Annotated in this window: 14 protein-coding genes; 7 read left to right on the top strand and 7 right to left on the bottom strand. The window is 71.6% G+C overall.

Going from position 1 to position 22,248, the window contains the following annotated elements; translation table 11 throughout:
- Window positions 1–100: 100 nt before the first annotated feature.
- The 5 genes from IMT31_RS02295 to IMT31_RS02275 all read right to left on the bottom strand — a co-directional run bounded on the left by IMT31_RS02295 (window position 101) and on the right by IMT31_RS02275 (window position 6,414).
- Window positions 101–1,093, bottom strand: a complete 993-nt coding sequence (locus tag IMT31_RS02295; protein WP_413544356.1) for an NAD-dependent epimerase/dehydratase family protein — start codon at window positions 1,091–1,093, stop codon at window positions 101–103.
- A gap of 14 nt (window positions 1,094–1,107) precedes the next feature.
- Window positions 1,108–3,858: an alpha/beta fold hydrolase gene (locus tag IMT31_RS02290; protein WP_413543614.1), complete on the bottom strand. Its 2,751-nt coding sequence runs from the start codon at window positions 3,856–3,858 to the stop codon at window positions 1,108–1,110.
- Window positions 3,855–4,877 (bottom strand): 3-oxoacyl-ACP synthase III, encoded by a 1,023-nt coding sequence (locus IMT31_RS02285; RefSeq protein ID WP_345356525.1) that lies wholly within the window; start codon window positions 4,875–4,877, stop codon window positions 3,855–3,857. Before IMT31_RS02285 ends, IMT31_RS02290 begins: the two co-directional genes overlap by 4 nt.
- 165 nt (window positions 4,878–5,042) lie before the next feature.
- Window positions 5,043–6,035, bottom strand: a complete 993-nt coding sequence (locus IMT31_RS02280; RefSeq protein ID WP_413543613.1) for a M56 family metallopeptidase — start codon at window positions 6,033–6,035, stop codon at window positions 5,043–5,045.
- A 40-nt stretch (window positions 6,036–6,075) separates the two neighbouring features.
- Window positions 6,076–6,414 carry a BlaI/MecI/CopY family transcriptional regulator gene (locus IMT31_RS02275; protein ID WP_413543612.1) on the bottom strand — a complete coding sequence of 113 codons (339 nt, stop codon included), beginning with the start codon at window positions 6,412–6,414 and terminating at the stop codon, window positions 6,076–6,078.
- Between the two features lie 137 nt (window positions 6,415–6,551).
- Between IMT31_RS02275 and IMT31_RS02270 the strand changes: the two genes are divergently transcribed.
- Genes IMT31_RS02270 through cydC form a run of 3 tightly spaced genes read left to right on the top strand, consistent with a single transcriptional unit; the run spans window position 6,552 to window position 12,743 of the window.
- Window positions 6,552–8,162, top strand: a complete 1,611-nt coding sequence (locus IMT31_RS02270) for a cytochrome ubiquinol oxidase subunit I (RefSeq protein ID WP_413543611.1) — start codon at window positions 6,552–6,554, stop codon at window positions 8,160–8,162.
- Between the two features lie 10 nt (window positions 8,163–8,172).
- On the top strand, window positions 8,173–9,246 hold the full coding sequence (gene cydB / locus IMT31_RS02265) for a cytochrome d ubiquinol oxidase subunit II (RefSeq protein WP_413543610.1): 1,074 nt from the start codon (window positions 8,173–8,175) through the stop codon (window positions 9,244–9,246).
- A complete protein-coding gene (gene cydC / locus IMT31_RS02260; protein WP_413543609.1) occupies window positions 9,243–12,743 on the top strand; it encodes a thiol reductant ABC exporter subunit CydC in 3,501 nt (1,166 codons plus the stop codon). The genes cydB and cydC overlap by 4 nt, the downstream gene beginning before the upstream one ends.
- Here cydC and IMT31_RS02255 read toward each other — a convergent pair.
- A complete protein-coding gene (locus tag IMT31_RS02255; protein ID WP_413543608.1) occupies window positions 12,730–15,441 on the bottom strand; it encodes a DNA gyrase/topoisomerase IV subunit A in 2,712 nt (903 codons plus the stop codon). The two genes, cydC and IMT31_RS02255, sit on opposite strands and share 14 nt — an antisense overlap.
- A gap of 51 nt (window positions 15,442–15,492) precedes the next feature.
- Here IMT31_RS02255 and IMT31_RS02250 point away from each other — a divergent pair, with 51 nt between their 5' ends.
- From IMT31_RS02250 to IMT31_RS02240, 3 genes are read left to right on the top strand one after another with little or no spacing between them, the layout of a single operon-like run.
- On the top strand, window positions 15,493–18,216 hold the full coding sequence (locus tag IMT31_RS02250; RefSeq protein ID WP_413543607.1) for a GNAT family N-acetyltransferase: 2,724 nt from the start codon (window positions 15,493–15,495) through the stop codon (window positions 18,214–18,216).
- A gap of 21 nt (window positions 18,217–18,237) precedes the next feature.
- Complete coding sequence (locus tag IMT31_RS02245; RefSeq protein ID WP_413543606.1) at window positions 18,238–18,963, top strand: DUF5998 family protein; 726 nt, start codon at window positions 18,238–18,240, stop codon at window positions 18,961–18,963.
- Window positions 18,960–20,180 (top strand): nucleotide pyrophosphatase/phosphodiesterase family protein, encoded by a 1,221-nt coding sequence (locus tag IMT31_RS02240; protein ID WP_345356552.1) that lies wholly within the window; start codon window positions 18,960–18,962, stop codon window positions 20,178–20,180. Before IMT31_RS02245 ends, IMT31_RS02240 begins: the two co-directional genes overlap by 4 nt.
- A gap of 32 nt (window positions 20,181–20,212) precedes the next feature.
- Here IMT31_RS02240 and sepH read toward each other — a convergent pair whose 3' ends face one another.
- Entirely contained in the window at window positions 20,213–21,544 is a 1,332-nt protein-coding gene (sepH, locus tag IMT31_RS02235) for a septation protein SepH (RefSeq protein WP_413543605.1), read from the bottom strand.
- Window positions 21,545–21,868: 324 nt separating this feature from the next.
- On the opposite strand from sepH, the gene IMT31_RS02230 reads away from it, so the two are divergent.
- Window positions 21,869–22,168: a DUF4193 domain-containing protein gene (locus IMT31_RS02230; protein ID WP_345356558.1), complete on the top strand. Its 300-nt coding sequence runs from the start codon at window positions 21,869–21,871 to the stop codon at window positions 22,166–22,168.
- The last annotated feature ends 80 nt before the right edge of the window (window positions 22,169–22,248 follow it).

Here is a 22,248-nt window from a genome sequence, read left to right as displayed (position 1 = left end):
GGCAAGGCCCTGCCGTGACCGTTGAGCGTCGGAGGCACTCCACCGGACTCCTGGGAGTTGGAGCAGGAGGACGGGTTCAGGCGTCTGCGGTGCGCGCACCTCAGCGGCGTCCCGAGCGGTCACTGTAATAGGCGGCCAGCCGCCGCAGGCCGTCGTCGATCGAGATGGCCGGAACCCACCTGAGCGCGGTGCGCGTGCGCCGCTGATCGAACCAGTGGGCCGTGGAGAGCTGCTCGGCGAGGAACCGCGTCATCGGGGGCTCGTCCCCGCCGCGGCCGAGGCCTCCGGCGTCCCAGAGACGCTCGATGAGGCCTCCGGCCACACGGGCCGGTCCGGCGGGGATCCGCAGCCGCGGCTCGGAGGCGCCACCGGCCACGGCGAGCCCCCGGATGAGCTCGCCGACCGGCCGAGGTTCGCCGTTGGTGACCACGAGCGACTCACCGTGCACCCGGTCCACCGCGTCCACGGCTGCCACCACCGCGTCCACTGCGTTCTCGGTGTACAGGCTGTCGATGAGGGCGGCGGACGGCCCCAACAGCGGCATGCGGCCGGCGCGGGCCCGCTCGATGATCCGCTCGGTCAACTGTGCGTCCCCGGGGCCCCACATCAGGTGCGGCCGCAGCACGAGTACGCGGAAGTCCTGCGCGTCGGCTGCCAGGGCCAGTAGCTCGCCGGCGGCCTTGGTCCGCGCGTAGTGACCGCGTGCCCGCTGAGGATCGGCAGGCCCCGCGCCGTCCCCGATGATCGAGGTCCCGGCGTGGGCCACCGAGGGGGAGGAGACGTGCACGAACCGCTCCACGCCTGCGCGGCGGGCCGACTCCAACACCCGCTCGGTCCCGGCGATGTTGACCCGTTCGTAGTCCCCGGCGGGCCCGGACACGGAGACCTTCGCTGCCACATGCACCACCGTGTTCCGGCCGGTCATCGCCCGCTCCACGGCCTCACGGTCCGTCACCGAGCCGGTCACGTCCCGGGCACCCGGCACCTCCGAGGGACGGCGTTGCAGGGTGACGACGTCGGCCCCCTCGCTCACCAGCCGGCGCGCCACGCCGGCGCCGAGCAGGCCTGAAGCCCCGGTGACCAGCACCCTCAGGCCATGCCGCTGGCTCACGGGGAACCCACCGGGCCACCGGCCAGGACGCTGTCCGCCCACCGGGCCAGCCGAGTGCGGTCGATCTTCGAGTTGTGACGGATGTCCACGGGTACCCGGCCCGTCACGAGCACGGCGGCCACGGGAACGGGTGCGGCGGCCTGACGCACCTGGGCGGTCAGTTCGGAGGGGGCCAGGCCCGGGCGTGGTGGGCGTGCCCCGGCCGGCCCCACGGCCTCCACCACCGCGACCACGGCCTGGGTGCCACGCGGCCCCACGCCCACCACGGCGGACCGGGACACGGCCGCCAGGGTGTCGATGCGGGCCTCGGGACCACCGGGGGCCACCGGACCCTCCGGGGTGGTGACCACGTGTTGCATCCGCCCCTCGATCCACAGCCGGCCCTCGCGATCGAGGTGGCCCACGTCCTGGGTCCGGTGCCAGGTCAGACCGTCGCGGGTGTCTCGTTTGCTGTGGGAGTCCGTCAGCCAGAGCCTGTCGTAGCCGGCCTTCTGATGCGGGGCCGAGATGACGACCTCGCCGAGGACCCCGGCGGCCTCGGTGCCCTCCAGGAGGGTCGCTGCGGACGCGCCGTCAGCGTCCAGGGGTGCGATGGCCAGGCGGACGGGGCCCACAGCACGGCCCACGCAGACCCCGGCGTCCGGGGCATCGGACCCGGCGAGTTCCGTCACGGTCTCGCCGTCGATGTCTGCCAGCAGCAGCGCCTCCGTCATGCCGTAGGGCGAGTGGAACCGCGCGTTCGGGAAGAGCGCGGACACCTCCCGCATGAGTTGCGGGGGGACCGGGGCGCCGGCGGAGAGCACCAGGTCGATCCGCCGCAGCTCAGCACGGTCCGGCCCGGTGAGTCGGTCCGCGGTCGCCACCACGTTGCGCAGGGCGGCGGGGGAGGCGAACAGGATGGTGGCCCCGCCGGCACGGGTGGACTCGGCCACGGCCGTGGCGGTCAGGGTCGCGGGACGGGTCACGGACATGTCCGGAGTGATGGAGGTGGCACCGATGGCCGGGCCCAGCAGGGCGAAGGGAGCGAATCCTGCGAGCAGGGAGGAACCCGGCCGGACATCGAAGACGTCCCGCAGGAGCCCGGCCAGGGCCGCGAGCCGTCCGTGCGTGTACAGCACCCCCTTGGCCGGGCCGGTGGAACCGGAGGTATACAGGATGGCCGCCGGGTCGGCGGGCCGTGGTGCCGCGGTGACACGCTCCCCGTCATGGGCGAGGGCCATCCGGTACAGGCTGTCCTCGACCCCGAGCGCTGAGGCCAGCGGGGCCGCCAGCGTCTGGACGGAGAGCCTGCGGCCCGGCCAGTTCTGCGAGCGGGCCACAGCCAGTCCGGGGACCTGGCCGATCAACCAGTCGGGACGGGCCGCGCGCACGGCGCGGGTCATCCCGGAGACGCCGAGCCCGGCGTCCGCAACCACCACGACGGCCCCGATCTTCAGCGCCGCGTAGAGCGCCGCGGTGAGGTCGCGCCCGGGGGTGACCATCATCGAGATCCGGTCCCCGGGGCGCACGCCGCGGTCCACCAGCCCGGTGGCGATGGCGTCCACCACAGTGGCCAGGCGGTCCCAGCCCAGCGGAGACCGGTCCGGTCCGCCCATGTCCACCAGGGCTGGCTCGGCCCGGTCGCGCCAGTCGTCCAGGAAGGACCACAGGGGCCGGGTCCCGGTGGACTCCCAGTCGGCTTCGCCGGCGGCGGGGACCGCCACGGAGGCACGGTCCCTCGCTTCGCCCTGAAGGAGCCGTCCGGCCCAGGCCAGGATCGGCTCGGCGAGGTCCTCGTCCTCGGCCAGCAGGTGCCCGGCCGTCTCGAAGCGGTGCAGGTCGGCCTGCGGCAACCGGTGGAGCAGGTCGGCCAGGTAGGTGTCCAGGAAGACGGGGTCTCGGGGCCCCCACAGCAGCAGCGCGGGCTTGCCGAAGCGCTCCAAGGCGGAGGACACCCGCCGCAGTTCGCGGTGGGAGGGATGGTGCGGGCCCGCCGGGATGTCCGCCACGAAGCCGCCGATCCCGCCGCGGCGTGCGGCCCTCGCATACGGCGCGCGGTAGGCCGCCTTGAGCTCCGGATCGAGTCCCGGGTGGCCGAGGGCGGTGGTGACCCGGAGGAACGCATCGGTCAGCACCGTGGAACCGGGCAGCAGGGGACCGGCCAGAGCGGCCTGCAACGGCATGGGCAGTGCGGCGGTGTCCGGGTGGTGCACGGCGGTGTTCAGGCTCATGGCGCCCGCCACCAGGTCCTCGTTCCGTCCGGCCCAGCCCAGGGAGACCACGCCGCCCCAGTCGTGCCCGAGGGTCAGGAGGCGGTGGCCGGAGCGTGCGGCGGCGTCCAGGCCGAGGGTGGACACGAGGGCATCGAGATCGGTGAGACGGCCACCCAGGGTGCGGTAGTCGCCGTCGTCCAACCGGTCCGGGTGCGGCAGTTCGGGGTGGGCGAGCCGCTCGGAGAAGCCCATGTCCAGCTGGTCCGGGGCGACCAGCCGCCACACGGGGCCGCCGGCACGGGCCTGCTCCACGGTGGCCTGCGCGAGCCGACGCCACAGGTAGGACCAGGTGGGATTGCCGTGGACGGCCAGGATGGTGCCGTCCGGCTCCAGCCCGGCCCGGCCGAGCACCGCCGCCGTGTCCAGCACGTGCAGGGTCCGGGTGCCGCCGGACGTGCTGATCGGCACGAGCCGGCTCCAGTCGGGGTCCCAGCCGGGCAGGGGGACGGGTGAGGACTCGGCGGGAAGAGCGGCAGGGGCGGCCGGGATCCTCACCAGGCGAGCTCCAGCATGGCGGTGTTCAGGCCGGAACCGACGCCCATGCACAGCACCTTGTCACCGGCAGACAGCGTGTCCACCTCACGGGCCAGTGTGATGGGCAGGGAGGCCGGACCCACGTTGCCGAGCTCGGGGTAGGTGACCGGGAATCGGGCCGGGTCCAGTCCCGCCGCCTCGGTGATGGAATCGGTGTGCAGGCGGGAGACCTGATGGGTGACGTAGCGGTCCATGGCAGACCAGCCCCAGTCCGCTGGCACGTCGTTCCACGCGTCCATGACGAGCTCGAGTCCGTCCTTGAGCAGGGCGGTGGAGTCCGTGAACATCCCCTTGTGGTCGCCCACACACAGGTCATGGTGGTCCGTCCCGGCACGGGTCACGCCGCGGAGGATGCGGTGGCCCTCCGGGTGTTGGTCCGTGCGGCCGATCACGGCGGCGGCCGCCCCGGATCCAAGGGTCAGCGAGGCGAACTGCTCCATGAAGGACGCCCGGTCCACATCGTCCCCCTTGAGGTTCTCCAGGGTGGCCTGCTGGACCTTGACCGAGTCCTCGCCGGCCACGACGATCGCGTAGTCGATCTGTCCGGCGTCGATCATGGAGGACGCCAGGGTCATGCCGTTGACGAAGCCCAGGCAGGCGTTGGTGATGTCGAAGTTCGTGGCGGAGGTGGGCAGGCCCATCTCATGGTGGATCCGCACGGCCACGGAGGGCTCCAGGGACTCCCGGGTGACGGAGGTGTTGACCATGAGCCCGATCTGCCCGGGTTGCACCCCCGCTTGCTGCAGGGCACGGCGGCCGGCCTCCGCAGCGCCCTCCTGGAAGTGGCCCGGGTGTTCCCAGTTTCGCCGCGCCGTCACCCCCGCCACGCGGGGCAGGAGGCCCTTGGGCAGGTGCAGCCGCTTCAACACCGGGGCCAGTTCCTCGTCGATCTGCGCACTCGTCACAGTGACAGGCGCCAGCACTTCCGTCACGGAGAGGAGGGAAGCATTGGAGTGGCGGAAGATCGCATTGCCTTGCACTATGGGGCCTGGTCCGTTCGTGGGGGTCGCTGGTGGGGTGGGGTCTGCAGACTCCACCAACGCCCCAGCTTATCGAAACCCAGCCGATGGCACGCCGGGTGTCAGCTGGGAGGGGCCTGAATGCCTACCGGGGAGTAGTCGGGCCAGATTCCACGTGCCCCCGGCTCAGGGCCACAGCAGGAGGCCCAGGGGGACGGCTGCCAGACACAGAGCGGCGAGGATGACGGCCAGCCGGGCCGGAAGGGCCAGGGGATCGGCGGGGGAGAGCAGCCGGTACAGGCGCAGCGTCAGGGGCACCGAGGCGTCGCCCTGGACGTTCGGGGAGCGGCTGGCGGGACGCGCGGAGGCCTCGTCGGGCTCAGACTCCGGGGCACCGGCCTCGCCGGTCAGGACGATGGCGCGGATCAGGTCCTGCCGCTCGTGGGCGGCCAGGGCGGCATCGTCCGCCAACATCTCGGTCAATCCGGCCACGGCCCGTTGGGCGGTCGCGGTGGTCGGCAGCCACGCCACGGCCCGGTGCCACGCCTCGAAGGCCAGCCGTAGCAGGTCATGGCGTTGGCGGAGGTGCGCCCGTTCGTGGGTGACCACAGCAGCCACCTCGCTGGGGGAGAGCTGTTCCAGCAGGCCCCGGGAGAGGACCGTCAGGGAGCCCGTGAGCCCGGGCAGGCAATAGGCCAGGGGCGCGTCATGGGGCAGCACCCGGGTGGGCGTCCCCGCGGCCCGCTCTGCCAGCCGGCTGCGTTCCGAGGGCGGTGCGGCCAGCAGTTCCACCATCTGGCGGTGCCGGCGGCGGTGGGCCACGGTCCTCACAGCGGTCACCGCCAGGGTCAGGACGAGGTGGGCGAAGAGTGCCAGGGCCAGGGTGGCCGCGGCGATGCGGGTGGGGAGCCAGGGGTCCTCCTCCAACCGGGGAATCCAGGAACCGTCTGCCAGGTCCGCCACGAACGCCGGCACGGCCTCCACCACGGTGTCTCCGAAGGGGGACAGTCCCCACAGCAGCGGGAACCCGATGAGGGAGAGCCCGCCGGCCAGGGCCACGGCCTGCCACAGCACCATCGCGGCGGCCGGGGCACGGCGGACCCAGCGGGCGCGCCCGAGCAGGACCGGAACCGGCCAGGCCAGAATCACGGCCAGCGCGGCGAGCAGCAGGACGGTCACCCCAGAAGTCTAGAGGGCCGGACGGGGCAGGGCCTCGGGGTCAGGAGTCGAGCAGGCGGCGCACCGCGGCGGCCTCGTCGGGGCCGATCGTGCCGATGAATCGGGCCAGCACGGCTTCGCGGTCCGGCACGGAACCCAGGACGTCGTTCAGGAGGCCCACCGTGTGCTCCTCACGGGACGAGGCCGCGGCGTAGCGGTGGGGGCGCCGCCCGCCGTCGCGGCGGACCAGGCCCTTCTTCTCGAGACGGGACAGTACGGTCAGCACCGTGGTGACGGCGAGGTCCCCGGCCAGGGCGTCCCGCACGTCATTGGCGGTATGCGCCCCCGGCTGGTCCCACAGCAGGTCCATGACGGACCGCTCCAAATCTCCCAGTGCCACGGGTTCCTCCCTGTTGCCGATGGTGTTCGCCACACGTGCTGCCGTGGCCTCACTTTATTCTACAGGACGTAGAACTAGGGGCTAGGCTGTGCTCTACACGTTGTAGAAGTCGTGGACTCGGCTGGGAAGGCAAGCAGATGGATCCCTTGGACATCGCCCGGTGGCAATTCGGCATCACCACCGTCTACCACTTCATGATGGTGCCGTTGACCATCGGCCTCGGACTCGTGGTGGCCACCCTGCAGACCATGTGGCACCGCACGGGCCGCGAGGAGTACCTGCGGATGACGAAGTTCTGGGGCAAGCTCTTCCTCATCAACTTCATCATGGGCGTGGCCACGGGGATCGTCCAGGAGTTCCAGTTCGGCATGGCCTGGTCCGAGTACTCGCGCTTCGTGGGGGACGTCTTCGGGGCGCCCCTGGCCATGGAGGCCCTCGTGGCGTTCTTCCTGGAGTCCGTCTTCCTGGGCCTGTGGATCTTCGGGTGGAAGCGCCTACCGGCCCGGGTGCACCTGGCCGCGATCTGGTGCGCCGTCATCGGCTCGGTGTTCTCGGCCTACTTCATCCTGGCCGCGAATGCCTGGATGCAGCATCCCGTGGGCGTCGAGATGGTGGACGGCCGCCCCGTGATGAATGACATCTGGGCCGTGCTGACCAACAACACGCTGCTGGTGCACTTCCCGCACACCCTGGCCGGCGCCCTGTCCGTGGCGGGCGGCTTCCTGCTGGGCATCGCCTGGTTCCACCTGTGGAAGCGCCGGAGGGACGGCATCGACACCGTGGCGGCGGACGGCACCGTGGAGGTCGGCACCACCGGGTCCAAGGCTCGCGACGAGACTGACCACCGCGTCTGGTACCGGTCCCTGCGCTGGGGCGCCTGGATCGCGCTGGTCGCCTTCCTCGGCACCGCCTTCTCGGGCCACGCCCAGGCCCAGCTGATGATCCAGCAGCAGCCCCTGAAGATGGCCGCGGCCGAGGCCGCCTGCCATGACGGGACGGCCTTCTCCGTGCTCTCGGTGGCCAATCCCCGCACCGAGGGTGCCACCGACTGCAGCGACGTGGTGGGGGTCTTCGAGATCCCCGGCCTGCTCTCGTTCCTGGCTCACGACAACTTCACCACCGACGTCCCCGGCGTGAACACCCTGATCCCGCAGTACCAGGAGGACTACGGCACCCACCTGCCGGACGACCCGATGTACGGCGAGCGCGCTGGCACGGAGATCGACTACCTGCCGGTCATGGAGGTCACCTACTGGGGTTTCCGCATCATGATCACCTTCGGCGGGTTGGCGGCCCTGGCGGCGGCGATCGCCCTGTGGGTGACCAGGAAGGGGACCGTCCCCGCCTCCAAGCCCCTGATGCGCCTGGCCGTGTTCGGCATCCTGGCGCCCTTCGGGGCCAACGCAGCCGGCTGGATCTTCACCGAGATGGGCCGCCAGCCCTTCGTGGTGGCCCCCAACCCGGATCCCACCGGGATCGACCAGGTCTGGATGTACACGGCCGCTGCCGTCTCGCCGGGCGTCGGCGTCGGGGAACTCCTGTTCTCCCTGATCGCCCTGACCACCGTGTACGCCGTGCTGCTGGTCGTGGAGGTCGTCCTGCTCACCCGCTACGTCAAGGGCGGCGTGCCGGCCGGGATGCCTGAGCTCACCGCCGGGGAACAGGACGAACACCAGGGGCACGACGACGGCCCGGACGGTCCGGGTGGCCGCCGTGACGATTCCGACGTGCTCGCCTTCGCCTACTGAGGAGCCCGAGATGACGATTGTGATGACGACTGTGATGTCCACCGAGATGTCCACCGAGATGTCCACCGATTTCCTGCCGGCCTTCTGGTTCGTCCTGGTGGCTGTGCTGTGGACGGGCTACCTCTTCCTCGACGGTTTCGACCTCGGCGTCGGGATGCTGATGCGGGGCTGGGCCCGCAACGAGAGCCGGCGCCGGGTGCTGCTGAACACCATCGGACCCGTGTGGGACGGCAACGAGGTGTGGCTGATCACCGCGGCCGGAGCCACGTTCGCCGCATTCCCACAGTGGTACGCGGCCCTGTTCGCCGGCCTGTACATCCCGCTGACCGTCACTCTGCTGGCGCTGATCCTGCGAGCGGTCTCCATTGAGTATCGGGGCAAGTCCCGGACTGCGCTGACACGCAACCTGTGGGACTGGTGCCTGGCCGGCGGGTCAGCCGTGGCCGCGTTCAGCATCGGTCTGCTGCTCGCCGTCAGCACCACCGGACTGCCGCTGGATGCCAACGGGGACCGGGTGGGCGGCGCTTTCGCCTGGCTCACGTGGGAGGGGATCCTCGGCGGCCTCGCCGTGGTGGGATTCGCGCTCGCCATGGGGTGGGCCTATATCGGGCTGAAGACCGAGGGCGCCCCCCGGCAGGCCTCACACCGCCATCTCACCCGGTGGTTGCCGCTGTATCTGCTGCCGATGGGTGCCTGGGCCCTGGTGGTGGTCTCCCGCGAGGGCAGCCTTCTGCCCTGGGTCCTGCTCGCGGTGGCCCTGGTGGCCGCCCTCGGAGCCTGGACCGCGGCCAGCTACCGCCGCGAGGGCTGGACCTTCATCGCCCTCGGACTGTCCCTGATGGCCGGAGCCTGCGCGGTCTTCCTGACCGTCTTCCCCGTGGTGCTGCCGTCCACCCTGGACCCGGCCTTCCACCTGACGGCCCAGAACGCCTCCTCCTCGCCCTACACCCTCGGTGTGATGTCCTGGGTGGCGGTGATCTTCGTGCCGATCATCCTCGCCTACTCCGCCTACGTGTACTGGGTGTTCCGGCGTCGGCTGGCGGAGACCCACATCCCTGAGTCCCATGTGGTGACTCCGGTGTGAGACCCGAACTGCCCACCTCCCGCTCCGGCCGGGGCGCCCTGGCCGTCCTGGCCCTGCTGGCCGGCCTGAAGGCCAGCGGCTGGATCCTGCTGGCCACGGCGCTGGCCCGCGGACTGGCCTGGCTGGCTCAGGAACTGCCGGCTCCCGAGAGCGCCAACCTCGTCGGGCTGCTGTTCAACCCCGACCCGGCGGCCTTCGATCCGGTGGTCCACGGGCTGACCTCCGAACCGGCCGCGGCCACCCTCGCCTCGGCCACCGCCCTGGGCCTGGCCGGCGTCCTGGTGCGGGCCGCGGCCACCTGGGGACAACAGGTGTTCGCCCGCCGCGCCGCCCTCGGCGCCAAGGAGGAGCTGCGGCACCGTCTGGTGACCCATCGGCTCACCGCGGCCGGTGCCGAAGCGGAGCGGGCCGGGGAGGACTCCGTGCTGGCCTCCACCGGGCTCGACGGACTGGACAAGTACTTCACGCAGTACCTGCCCGCCCTGATGACGGCCGCGGTCATGCCGCTCGTGCTGGGTGTGTGGATCCTGGGGCACGACTGGGTCTCGGCCCTCGTGCTCGCGCTGACCCTCCCGCTCATCCCCGTCTTCATGATCCTCATCGGCCAGTACACCGAGGACCGCGTGGAGCAGGCGGCGGCCGGACTGGACCGGCTCTCCCACCATGTGCTGGAGCTGGCCCGGGGACTGCCCGTGCTCGTCGGTCTGCGCCGGGCCGGTGCCCAGCGCGCAGCACTGCAGGGGGTGTCCGACCGCTACCGGGCCACCACCATGACCACCCTGCGCACAGCCTTCATGTCCGGTTTCGCCCTGGAACTCATCAGCACCCTCTCCGTGGCCGTGGTGGCCGTCTTCATCGGGATACGCCTGGTCTACGGTGAACTCGACCTGTACACAGGGTTGCTGGTGCTCACTCTGGCCCCTGAGGTCTACCTCCCCTTCCGGGAGATCGGCTCCGCCCATCACGCCTCCGAGGACGGGGTGGAGGCACTGCGCCGTACCCGCGCCGAGACGGACCGCCCGGTGCCCGCCCCGCTCGCGCAGGCCCTGGCCCCGGCCGGAGGAGATCGAGGCGGCACGGCCGACCGTGTGCGCGTGCGGGAGGTGACCATCACCTACCGGGACCCCGGGGGCGAAACGCTCGGGGCCGCCGTCGGGCCCCTGGACCTCGACCTGGCCCCGGGGGAGCTGACCGTGCTCGGTGGGCCCAGCGGGACCGGCAAGACCACGGCACTCGCCGCGCTCGCCGGCGTCCTGAGGGAGGGCCAGGCTGAGTTCTCCGGGCGGGCCGGTGGTCTGACGGGACGCCGGGTGGCCTGGCTCGGCCAGCACCCCTCCTTCAGCGAGCCCACGGTCGGAACGGAGCTCGGGCTGTACGCGGCCGCCGCGCGCGCCGGGGCCACCGGCACGGTAGGAGACACCGAACAGCAGGTGGAGGCGGCACTCGCGGCCTGCGGCCTGTCCGGTGTCCAGGCGCGCCACCCGGACGAGCTCAGCCCGGGGGAGAGGCGCCGGCTCGGCGTCGCCCGGGTGCTGGTGCGCCTGATGGCGCAGCCCGGTTCCGAGGCAGAGCCCGCCTGGTTGGTGGTGCTCGACGAACCGACCGCACACCTGGACGCCGGCCATGCCGAGCGGATCCGTGCGGTGATCGGGCAGCTGCGAGCCGGATGTCTGCCGGACGGCCGCCCGGTCCGGGCCATGCTGCTCGCGGCCTCCCACGACCGCGTGCTGCAGGCCCAGGGGGACACGGTCCTCGGCGCAGGCGCGTCCACCTCGCCCCCCGCGTCGCCCCCCGCCTCGAGCCCCACCCCCACTTCAATCGCCACCGTTGCTTCGGGGGCAGTGAGCTCCGGCTCGAGTGAGCCCGACGCCGGCGCAGGGACAGGAGCCCCTCCCGACACCGGGTGGCGGGACTGGCTGCGGCTGCTGCCGCTGACCGAGCGGAAGTTCATCACCGGGGTCGTCTGGGCCGCCGCGGCCACTCTCGCGGCGGCGCTGCTCTCCGGACTGTCCGGCTGGTTGATCGTGCAGGCTGCCTATCAGCCGCCCGTGCTGTACCTGCTGTCCGTGATCGTCATGGTGCGGTTCTTCGGGATCGGCCGGGCCCTGTTCCGATACCTCGAACGGCTGGACACCCATGATGCGGTGCTGGGCTGGGCCAACCGGATCCGCCTGCGGCTATGGGATGCCCTCGGGAACCAGGCCGCGAGCTGGGGGCGGCTGACGCGCTCCGGCGGTGCCCTGCCCGTGCTGGTGGCGGACGTGGACGAGCTGCGGGACGCCGTGCCCCGGGTGATCGTGCCGATCCCCGCCGCGGTGCTCAGCTGGCTCGTCACGGTGCTGATCGTGGTCCTGATGGCGCCCGGGGCCTGGTGGCCCGCCGTGGTGGCCGGGGCGGCAGGTCTGGTGCTGGTGCCCCTCGTGGTGGCCACCGTGGACCGCAACACCACCCGGGCACTGACCGACCACCGGACGGGGCTGCTCCGGCGCACCTCCGCCCTGCTCGCCGCGGCACCGGACCTCGCCGGCAACGGGGCCGCCACCCTGGCGGCAGATCGTTTCGCCGCCGCCGACCGGACGGCCCACCGGCCACTGAAGCGTCAGGCGGCGGCCGCCGGACTGGGCCAGTCCCTGACTGCCCTGCTCTCCGGCTGGGCGGCCGTGCAGACCCTCATGCTGTGCTTCCAGCAGGGCGTGACCGCCCCCGTCACCGCCATGCTCGTGTTCCTCATGCTGGCCCTGGCCGAACCCCTCGGCCTCCACGGGACCGCCTGCCAGGAGGCGGCCGTGCTGCGGCGTCAGCTGGCCAAGACCGCACCGCTGCTTGCGGCGGAGGAGACGGCCGTCCATGTCACCGGAGCCAGCTCGGATGCCGTGCTCGAGCTCTCCGACGTGGCCGTGCGGTACCCGGGGACGTCTCGGGACGTGTTCACCGGCCTGGACCTGACCCTCCGGCGCGGCGAGCTCGCGGTGATCACCGGGCCCTCGGGGTCCGGGAAGTCCACCCTGCTGGCCGTGCTGCTGGGGTTCCTGCCTCTGCGGCACGGGAACTACAGGCTCGGGGCGCCCCTGGGGGCCGTGGCCTGGTGCCCGCAGGACGCCTACCTGTTCGACTCCACCCTGCGCTCCAACCTCACCCTGGCCCGGGCCCCCGAGGACCGTCCCACCGACGCCGAGCTGGTGGGCGTGCTGGAGCGCGTGGGACTGGGGGACTGGCTGCATGGTTCGCCCGGGGGACTGGGCACCCGCATCGGGCCGGCCGGGCACTTCCTCTCCGGCGGCCAGCGCCAACGGGTGGCCGTGGCCCGTGCACTCCTGGCCCGGGCGGACGTGGTGCTCCTGGACGAGCCCACCGCCCACCTGGGGGCGGATGAGGCCGCCGAGCTGGTGACGGACTTGGGCACCGCCCTGGCGGAGAAGACCGCCGTCATGGTCACCCACGACCGCCGCTTCGCCGCCGCCGGGGCGGTGCACCTGGACCTGATCAGTCCCCGGTGATCACGGCGTTGGAGCCGTCGTCGAACGGGTCGGCGTCCGTCGGTGCCTCAGCCAGACCACGCGGCGCGGCGCCCGGGGACGCCACCCGGGCGGGGCCCGGCTCAGAAGTGCCCGGCTCGGGAGTGTCCGGCTCGGGTGTACCGGCCTCCGGGGAGGCACCGGCGCCGATCGCCTCCACCATCTGGTCCATGGCGAGCCCCGAGCCGTCCCGGCTGCCGAACTCGGCGGGCAGTGGACGGGCCACTCCGTTGGCCGAGGCGCCCAGCGCCGGCTGGGGGCCCACCCAGGCCAGCTGCAGCTCCCTCTCGCCCTTGAGCAGACGGTGGGCGCGCACCCCCGCGGTGGCACGCCCCTTGGCCGGGTACTCGTCCAGGGGCGTCTTCTTCATGGAGCCCGGTACCGTCCCGGGCAGCGTGTCCTCACCGGCGGTCACCGTCACGACGACGGCCCGGCGGGTCTCATCGGCGTCCTCGGCCACGGCGGTGGCCGGAACGGCGGAGAACGCGATGACGGCGTCCCCGGAGGCAACCTTGAGCCCGGCCATGCCGCCGGCCGTGCGGCCCTGCGGCCGCACCAGTGACGCGTCGTAGCGCAGCAGCTGGCCGGCGCGGGTGATGAAGACCAACTGGTCTCCGTCGGCGGCCGGCCCGGCGCCGATCACCACGTCGCCGTCCTTCAGGGAGATCGCGTCGAAGTCGTCCCGGTTCAGCGGCCACTCCGGGGTGACCCGCTTGACCACGCCGTTCCGGGTGCCCAGGGCCAGCACGGCGCCCAGGGGGACGAGGCCCACCAGGGACTCTCCGCGCTGCAGGGTCAGGAAGTCCTTCACCTTCACGCCGGCAGCGAGGTTCGGAGTGGGGGAGGCGTCCGGCAGGGCGGGGATGTCCACCACCTGGACCCGTTGGATGCGCCCCGAGGAGGTGAGGGCGCCGATCTCGCCACGGGCCGTCGTCGGGACCACCGAGCGGTAGGCGTCATGGCGCTGGCGGCGTCCGGCCGTGGCCAGCGGCGTGCCGTCGGCCGTGCGGGCCAGCTGGCCCGAGGTGGTGAGCACCACGAAGCAGGGGGAGTCCGGCACCATGAGGCTGTCCGCCCCGCCGGCTCCGGGCAGGGCCGCCTGGGCCGCCCGGCCGCGGCCGACAGCCGGGGACGCCCCCGCAGTGGCGCTCACGGGCGAAAGGTTCTCGGACTCGAGCAGCACGGTGCGGCGCTCGTCGCCGTAGGCCTCGGCCACGTCCGCCAGCTCGCTGGAGACGAGGTCCCGCAACCGCTGGTCCGAGGCGAGGATCGCCTCCAGCTCGGCGATGGCACGCTGCAGCTCGTCGCGCTCCGTCTCCAGGTCGATCCGGGAGTACTTGGTCAGCTGGCGCAGGCGCAGCTCCAGGATGTGGTTGGCCTGGATCTCGGTCAGGTCGAACACGCCCATGAGCCGGGTGCGGGCCTCGGCCGTGTCATCCGAGGTGCGGATGATCTGGATGACCTCGTCGATGTCCACGAGGGCCAGCAGCAGGCCCTCGACCAGGTGCAGGCGGTCCTGCTTCTTGTGCAGCCGGTGGGTGCTGCGCCGGCGGACCACGTCCATCCGGTGGTCAACGTAGACCCGAAGCAGGTCCACCAGGCCGAGGGTGCGGGGCTGGCCGTCCACGAGGGCCACGTTGTTGATGCCGAAGGACTCCTCCAGCGGCGTGGTCTTGTACAACTGGGCCAACACGCCCTGCGGGTTGAAGCCGCTCTTGAGCTCGATCACGAGCTTGAGGCCGTTCTTGCGGTCCGTCAGGTCCAGCACGTCGGCGATGCCGGTGAGCTTCTTGGCGTTGACGGCATCCTTGATCTTCTCGATCACCTTCTCCGGACCCACGCCATAGGGCAGCTCCGTGACCACGAGCCCCGTCTTGCGGGCCGTCACCTGCTCCACGGCGACCTTGGCACGCGTCTTGAACGAGCCGCGCCCGGTCTCATAGGCGTCCCGCACCCCGTCCAGGCCCACGATGCGGCCCCCCGAGGGCAGGTCCGGGCCGGGCACGTGCTCCATCAGCTCATCCAGCGTGGCCTCGGGGTGCTCCAGCAGATGCCGGGCCGCCGAGACCACCTCCCGCAGATTGTGCGGGGCCATGTTGGTGGCCATGCCCACGGCGATCCCGGAGGCACCGTTGACCAGGAGGTTGGGGAAGGCGGCCGGCAACACGGCCGGTTGGGTGAACTGGTTGTCATAGTTCGGGACGAAGTCCACCACGTCCTCATCCAGCGAGGTCGTCATGGCCAGGGCCGCCGGAGCGAGCCGGGCCTCGGTGTAGCGCGGGGCGGCAGGGCCGTCGTCCAGCGAGCCGAAGTTGCCGTGGCCGTCCACGAGCGGCAGGCGTTGGGAGAAGGACTGGGCCAGGCGCACCATGGCGTCATAGATGGCGGTGTCCCCGTGGGGGTGCAGCTTGCCCATCACCTCGCCGACCACGCGGGCCGACTTCACGTGCCCGCGGTCCGGGCGCAGCCCCATCTGGCTCATCATGTACAGGATCCGCCGCTGGACGGGCTTCAGGCCGTCCCGGGCGTCCGGCAGGGCCCGCGAGTAGATCACCGAGTAGGCGTACTCGAGGAAGGACGTCTCCATCTCGGAGGAGACGTCGATGTCCACGATGTTCTCCTGCTCCAGCGGGATCGCCTGAGCTGCCGGGGCGGAGGATTTCTTGGGGGTACGGGCCATGGGTCTGCCGGGGGTCCTTGCTGGCGGGCGGGAATTGTCTACTGTGATCCTATGGGTGAGACGCCGAAATCCCTCGAATATCCGGCCTACTGGGAAGCCGATGTCGTCCTGAGGGACGGCACCACGGCACATCTGCGCCCGGTGAGACCCGAGGACTCCGAGGGGCTGGCCCGGATGCACGAGTCACAGTCGCAGAGCTCCATCTACCTGCGGTTCTTCACGTTCAAGTCCTCCCTGTCCCGCCGTGAGCTGGAACGGTTCACCCACGTGGACTACCGCGACCGGGTGGCGTTCGTGGTGCTGCTGGGGGCGGAGATCCTCGGGATCGGCCGTTATGACCGGCTGGAGGACCCCCTGGAGGCCGAGGTGGCCTTCAACATCTCCGACTCATCCCAGGGCAAGGGCATCGGCTCCATCCTCATGGAGCACCTGGCCGTGGCCGCGCGCGAGAACGGCATCCGCCGGTTCATCGCCGAGGTGCTGCCGGAGAACCGCAAGATGCTCTCCGTGTTCCAGGAGTCCGGTTTCGAGGTCGAACGCCACTTCGACGACGGCGTGGTGGCCGTGGCCTTCTCCATCGACCCCACCACGAAGGTCCGGGCCGTGATGGAGTCCCGGGAGCACCGCGCCGAGGCGAAGTCGGTGGCCGAGCTGCTCGCCCCGGAGTCCGTGGCCGTCATCGGTGCCAGCCGGCAGTGGGGCTCCGTGGGCTTCGCCCTGCTGCAGAACATCATCGAGGGCGGATTCACGGGGCCGGTCTACGGGATCAACCCCGAGGCTCTGGAGGTGGCCGGAATGATCTCCCACGCCACCCTGGCCGAGGTCCCGGGCCCGGTGGACCTCGCCGTCATCGCCGTGCCGGCGGCCGAGGTGCCGGCCGTGGTGGAGGACTGCGCCCGTCACGGGGTCAAGGGACTGCTGGTGGTCACCACCGGATACGCCGACGCCGGCCAGGACGGCCTGGTCCGGCAGCGCGCCCTGGTGCGGCAGGCCCGGGCCAACGGTATGCGCGTGATCGGTCCGGCCTCGGCCGGGCTGATCAACACGGCGCCGGCGGTCCGTCTCAACGCCTCGGTCTCCCCTTTCCTGCCGTGGCGCGGGCCGGTGGGGTTGTTCTCCCAGTCGGCCGTGATCGGGGTGACCCTGTTCGCCGCCGCGCACCGCCGGGGCATCGGACTGTCCTCCATGCTCTCGGCCGGCAACCGTGCGGATGTCTCGGGCAATGACGCGATGCAGTACTTCGAGGACGATGCCGCCACGGCCGCCGTGGGGGTCTACCTGGAGTCCTTCGGCAACCCCCGCAAGTTCTCCCGCATCGTCCGGCGGCTCTCCCGGTCCAAACCGGTGGTGGTGGCACGCTCGGACGTGATGGGCCGCCGGCTGCCACCGGGGCACGAGACGCGCACCACGCAGGCACCGCTCGGAGCGGTCGACTCCATGCTGGAGCAGACCGGCGTCATCCAGGTCCAGAACCACGACGACCTGATGGACCTGATGCAGCTGGTCTCCTGCCAGCCGCTGCCGGCCGGGCCCCGCGTGGGCGTGGTGGGCAACTCCCTGGCCCTGAACCGGGTGGTGACGGACGCGGCCGAACGCCACGGCCTGACCGTGACGACCACGCAGTTCGTCCCGGATCTGGCCGCCGAGCACACCGTGGACGCGGCCGTGCACGCGGTGGGCCAGGCCGTCACCACGGCGATCGACTCCGGCGAGGTGGACGCTCTCCTGGTGGCCACCCAGGCCGGCATGCACCAGCAACCCGGTGACGCCGACCGCCTGGCGGCGGCGATCGAGGAGGTCTCCCGGCAGAGTCCCGTCACCGTCCTGGCCTCCCACACGGGAGTCCTGGACGAGGGGTACCGCTCCACCACCCTCCGGGGGGCAGGGCCAGCCGATGGCGAGGGGCAGATCCAGCCCGGCATCCCCGTGTACTCCTCGCCCGAACAGGCCTCCCGGGTGTTGTCCCGGCTCATCTGGTACCGCCGGTGGCGCGATGCAGAGGCCGGCGTGCCCGTGGAGCCGGAGGGGATCGACCGCCGCCGCGCCCAGGACCTGATCGAGCGGTTCACCGCGCGCGCAGAGGGCACTGACCTGGTCCGGCTCACCTCCTCGGAGTCGGAGGAGCTCCTGGAGTGCTACGGGATCGCGGTGCTGCCCTCGGTCCGGTTCAGCACCGAGGGCGAGGCCGTGCAGGCGGCCGAGCGACTCGGCTGGCCGGTGGTGGTCAAGGCCGTGGACAGCTATCTGCGCCACCGTCTGGATCTGGGCGGGGTCCGGCTGAACATCGTGGACGCGGAGTCCCTGCGGCGCAATGTGAGCCAGATGCGCCGCGTGCTGGAGCCCTACGGCAGTCCGGACCTCGAGGTGCAGTCCATGGCCCGGCCCGGCCAGGCCTGCACCCTCTCGGCCCTTGAGGACCCGCTGTTGGGGCCGGTCGTGTCCTTCGGGATCGCAGGGGACGCCGTGGACCTGCTGGACGACTGGGTGCACCGGGTCCCGCCGCTGACCAACCAGGACCTGGACCGGATGATCCGTGCCCCCCGGGCCTCGGCCAAGCTCTTCGGCTACGGGGGGCTGCCCTCCGTGGACACGGAGGCACTGCAGGACCTGCTCTCCCGCGTGGCGGCGCTGAAGGACGACCACCCGCAGGTGGCCCGGCTCCGGTTCAACCCGGTGCTGGCCTCGGACCAGGGGGTCACGGTGCTCTCGGCAGAGGTGGACGTGGCCAACGCGGCCCAGCGGACGGACTCCGCCCGCCGGGCGATGCGGAACTGACGGGGCCGATAGCATGGAGTCATGACTCCACTGCGCAGGAACCCCGGTTCGGGCCAGCACCCCTCGGGACACCACTCCTCGGGGAACGCCGATTCCGCCTCGGACGCCGGTCAGCAGGCTTCCCCGCGCCGGACCGCCTCCGCGCCCAGCGCCACGGACGCTGACGGACCCACTCTCGGGGCGGACATCGAACGGGCCGGGTTCTACCCGGAACTCGTGGCGGATGTCCTGGACTCCGTGCTGGACGACCGTGAGGTCACCAGCCACCTGATCCACGTGGACACCCACTTCGACTTTGACGAGATCCACCGTCACATCACCGTCCTCGCCCTGGCCGGGGACGTCATGGCGGCCCTCCACCTGGACGACCACGCCCTGGACGAGGCCGGCGAGCAGGTGATGGCCCAGGTCTCCACGGAGATGGTCCCGTTGTGGCGGATCGATTCGGTGGTGGCCACCACCATGCACCCGCAGCCGCAGACCTTCCGGCGAGGGGACCCCATCGCCGAGGTCACACTCTCCGTCACCTGGGCCGGCGGGCAGCGTCTGGACCTGGCCCCAGCCGCCTGCGGGGATCCGAACTGCGAGGCGGACCACGGATACACCGGCACCTCGACGCGGGAGGACCTGGTGTTGCGGGTGGCGGCCGAGGCCGAGGGGCAGCAGGCCGTGGACCAGGCCCTGGCGTTCTACCGCGAGCTGCGCCGTGCCACGTCTCAGGAGCCCGGGGGCCGGTCCGGACGGTGAGTTCCGCAGCACAGATCCCTGCCGGCCCGGACTACGCCGGCCGGTCACTGGCCGGCGTCCTCACCTCGTCCGCCGCGGCACTGGGCGCCGCCGGCTTCGCGAACACCCTGCAGCTGCCGAGGACCCGGCGAGCCGCCGTGGTGATGGTGGACGGCCTGGGCAAGGCGTTGTTGAAGCGGTACGCGGGTCACGCTCCGTTCCTGAAGTCCATGCTGGAGCGGGACTCGTCCACGCTGCAGGTGGCCTATCCCACCACGACGGCGGCCTCACTCTCGACCCTCGGCACCGGCCTGGCGCCCGGGCGCCACGGGTTGGTGGGCTATGACGTGCTGGACCCGGAGCGGGACACCGTCATCAACCAACTCGGCGGCTGGGATCCCCAGACCGATCCGCTGGCCTGGCAGCCGTATCCCACCGTCTTCGAGCGGCTCGCCGCCACCCGCCCGGAGGCCTCCGGAACCGGCGGAACCCCCGTCTCCGCCTTCGACGACCCGGGCGTGCAGGCAGTGACCGTGTCCCTGCCGGCCTTCGAGAACTCCGCACTGACGACCGCTGCCCTGCGGGGCTCGCGCTTCGTGGCGGCGAAGACCCTGCAGGCCAGGTTCCAGCGGGCCAAGGAGGAGCTGCACGCCGCCACCGGGCCCATCTTGCTCTATCTGTACCTCAACGAGCTGGACAAGGCCGGGCATCAGCACGGGATCGGTTCGGAGCAGTGGCTCTATGCGCTCGAGGAGATCGACGGTGCCGCCCGCCGCCTCAGCACCGCCGTGCCGAAGGACACGGTGCTGCTGCTCACGGGGGACCACGGGATGATCGACGTGCCCGAGTCCGGGCGCATCGACTACGCCGAGTTGCCGGCCCTGGTGGACGGGATCCGGCACACCGCCGGGGAGCCGCGGTTCGTCCAGATGCACTTCGCTCCGGATGCCTCGGCGGCAGTTCGAGAGGGCACCACAGCCGCCTGGCAGGAGGCCTTCGGCGACCAGGCGTGGATTCTGACGCGCGAGCAGGCCGTGGCGGCCGGCTGGTTCGGCGAGGTCGAGACGAGGGTGGCCCCACGCCTGGGCGATCTCCTCGTGGCCGCCCACGGACCGGTGGCCCTCTACGATGGCCGGCGGGTGGCGCCGTCCGCCTTCGAGATGGTGGGCCACCATGGGGCTCCCACTCGAGCCGAACGAGAGGTCCCGCTGCTGTTCCTGCAGCGGCCGCGGCGGTAGTGGCCGCTGGCTCCGCCTGATCCCTTCGCGGCTCAGTCTCCCTTGCGGCCGAAGACGATCTCGTCCCAGCTGGGCACGGACGGCCGCTTCGACTTGGCACCGGCGGAGCGAGCGCTCGCCTTGCGGGGACCTCCTCGGCCCTTGTCCGTGCCCGAGGAGCGCTCAGACTCACCCAGATCCAGGGCGATCTGACCCGGCAGGTTCCGGGGCGACTCGTCGTCGGAGTCCTCGGCCCCTTCTGCCTCGCTTCCTTCTTCTCCGCCCCCTTCTGATCCCTCAGCGCCGTCGCCAGCCTCGTCGTGCTCGCCGAACCGGTCCGCGGCGGGATCGGAGTACGCGACCACCTCGGCAGTCCAACCGTCGGACTCCGTCCAGGAGCCGTCGTCGGCGCTGTCCGCGTCCTCTGCGTCCTCTGCGCTCGCGCCCGCGACCTCGGCGTCAGGGGCCGCGGCGACCGTCAGCCTCGGGCGGGAGGACTCCTGAGTGGGCTGCTCGTCACGCGTCAGCATGAGGGCGAGCTCGTCATCGCCCTCCTCGTCCACGCCGAGGCGCTGACCACGGCGGGCCCGCAGCACGTCCAGCAGCTCATCCTGGGAGTCCTGATCCAGGGCGACTCTCGGGTCCCGTGCGGACTCGCCGGGACCCGCGGCGGGATCCGGTTCCACGTCCTCCTCCACGTTGAACGGCCGGTCCCCGACGGCGGAGAGCCGCCGGCCGCCGAAGGGGCCGTCCAGAGGGTCGAGCTCGGAGAGCACCTGGGCCCACCGGTTCTGGTTGTCCAGGTGGTGGCTGGAGGGGCGGAAGGACCACTGGGCCGGCGGTTGGTCCCCGATGGTGGAGGAAGAGCCCTCGAGGCCCTCGGTGGAGAAATCGAGGGTGATGGTCCAGGAGCCACCCGCGTTGCGCCAGGCATCCCACTGCGCCGTGGCGGGATCCATGCCGAGGGCGGTCAGCCGGTGGCGGACCATGTCGCCGAGCAGGGCCGGGTCGTCGCCGAACGTGCTGCGGTACAGATCGTGGCCGGGCGAGGGCGCGGCCACCTCCACCCGGCGGGCCTGATGGGCCATCCAGTCGCGCTCGGCCAGGACCGGCCCCTCGTACTTGCGCACGCGGTCCAGGGCCACACCGGACTCGGCGGACACCTGCTCGGCCGTGGCCCCGCCCCGGATGCGTGCCTGGATGTCTCGGGGGGTCAGCACCCCCTCGGCCGCGTCCGCGGCCTGTGCGGAGGGCCGGCCGATGGGGCGGGTCGCCGCGGACCGTAGGGCCTCGGTCACCGGCAGGGAGAACTCCTCACCGGCCTCGTTGCTGAGCAGCAGATGTCCACCATCCTCCTGGACACCAACGAGACGGAGTTCCTGCATGTCTGTCCTCCACGGTCGGCTAGGGCCCGGTGACCCACTCGTCAGACGACTTTGCCACGATTCTGCATCCTTGTGCACCACGCGCCCCCGGTGTGGCGTGGATCCGTGTTCCCTGTACGCTCTCAGCGATTTGGTTTTTGTCCGGTCGTGGGGAACAATCTCCACGACGCGGAGACCTCGGGCGGGCCTGATCGGCCGGCCGACACAGGTTCTCGCGGCCGGATTCCCCAGCTGTCCCCGAGGGGACTCCGGCGGCATTTCGGCAACATCCCACCCACGGTCGGTCCCCTCCGACCACACCAGCGGAGCGTGAACACACCCCTTATGGCCACCGATTACGACGCGCCACGCAAGAACGAGGACGAGCTCAACGAGAGCTCCATCGAAGAATTGAAGAACCGCCGCACGGACACCCAGTCCGCCGTGGTGGATGAGGACGAGACGGAGGCGGCCGAGGGATTCGAGCTTCCCGGCGCCGACCTCTCCGGTGAGGAGCTCATGGTCCGGGTGCTTCCCGCCCAGTCCGACGAGTTCACCTGTGCATCCTGTTTCCTCGTGCGTCACCGCTCGCAGGTTGCCAAGGAGAAGAACGGCCTGCTGTTCTGCACCGACTGCGAGGGCTAGCGCCACTCGAGGTGCGGTGAACGACGCAGCGTGCACGGAGGGCCGGCCAGTTTCCACTGGCCGGCCCTCGGTGTATCTGA

Source organism: Citricoccus nitrophenolicus, from assembly GCF_047305825.1.
Lineage (GTDB): Bacteria > Actinomycetota > Actinomycetes > Actinomycetales > Micrococcaceae > Citricoccus > Citricoccus nitrophenolicus.
The sequence above is the reverse complement of the archived record's forward strand: the minus strand, read 5'-3'. Positions and strand labels throughout refer to the sequence as shown.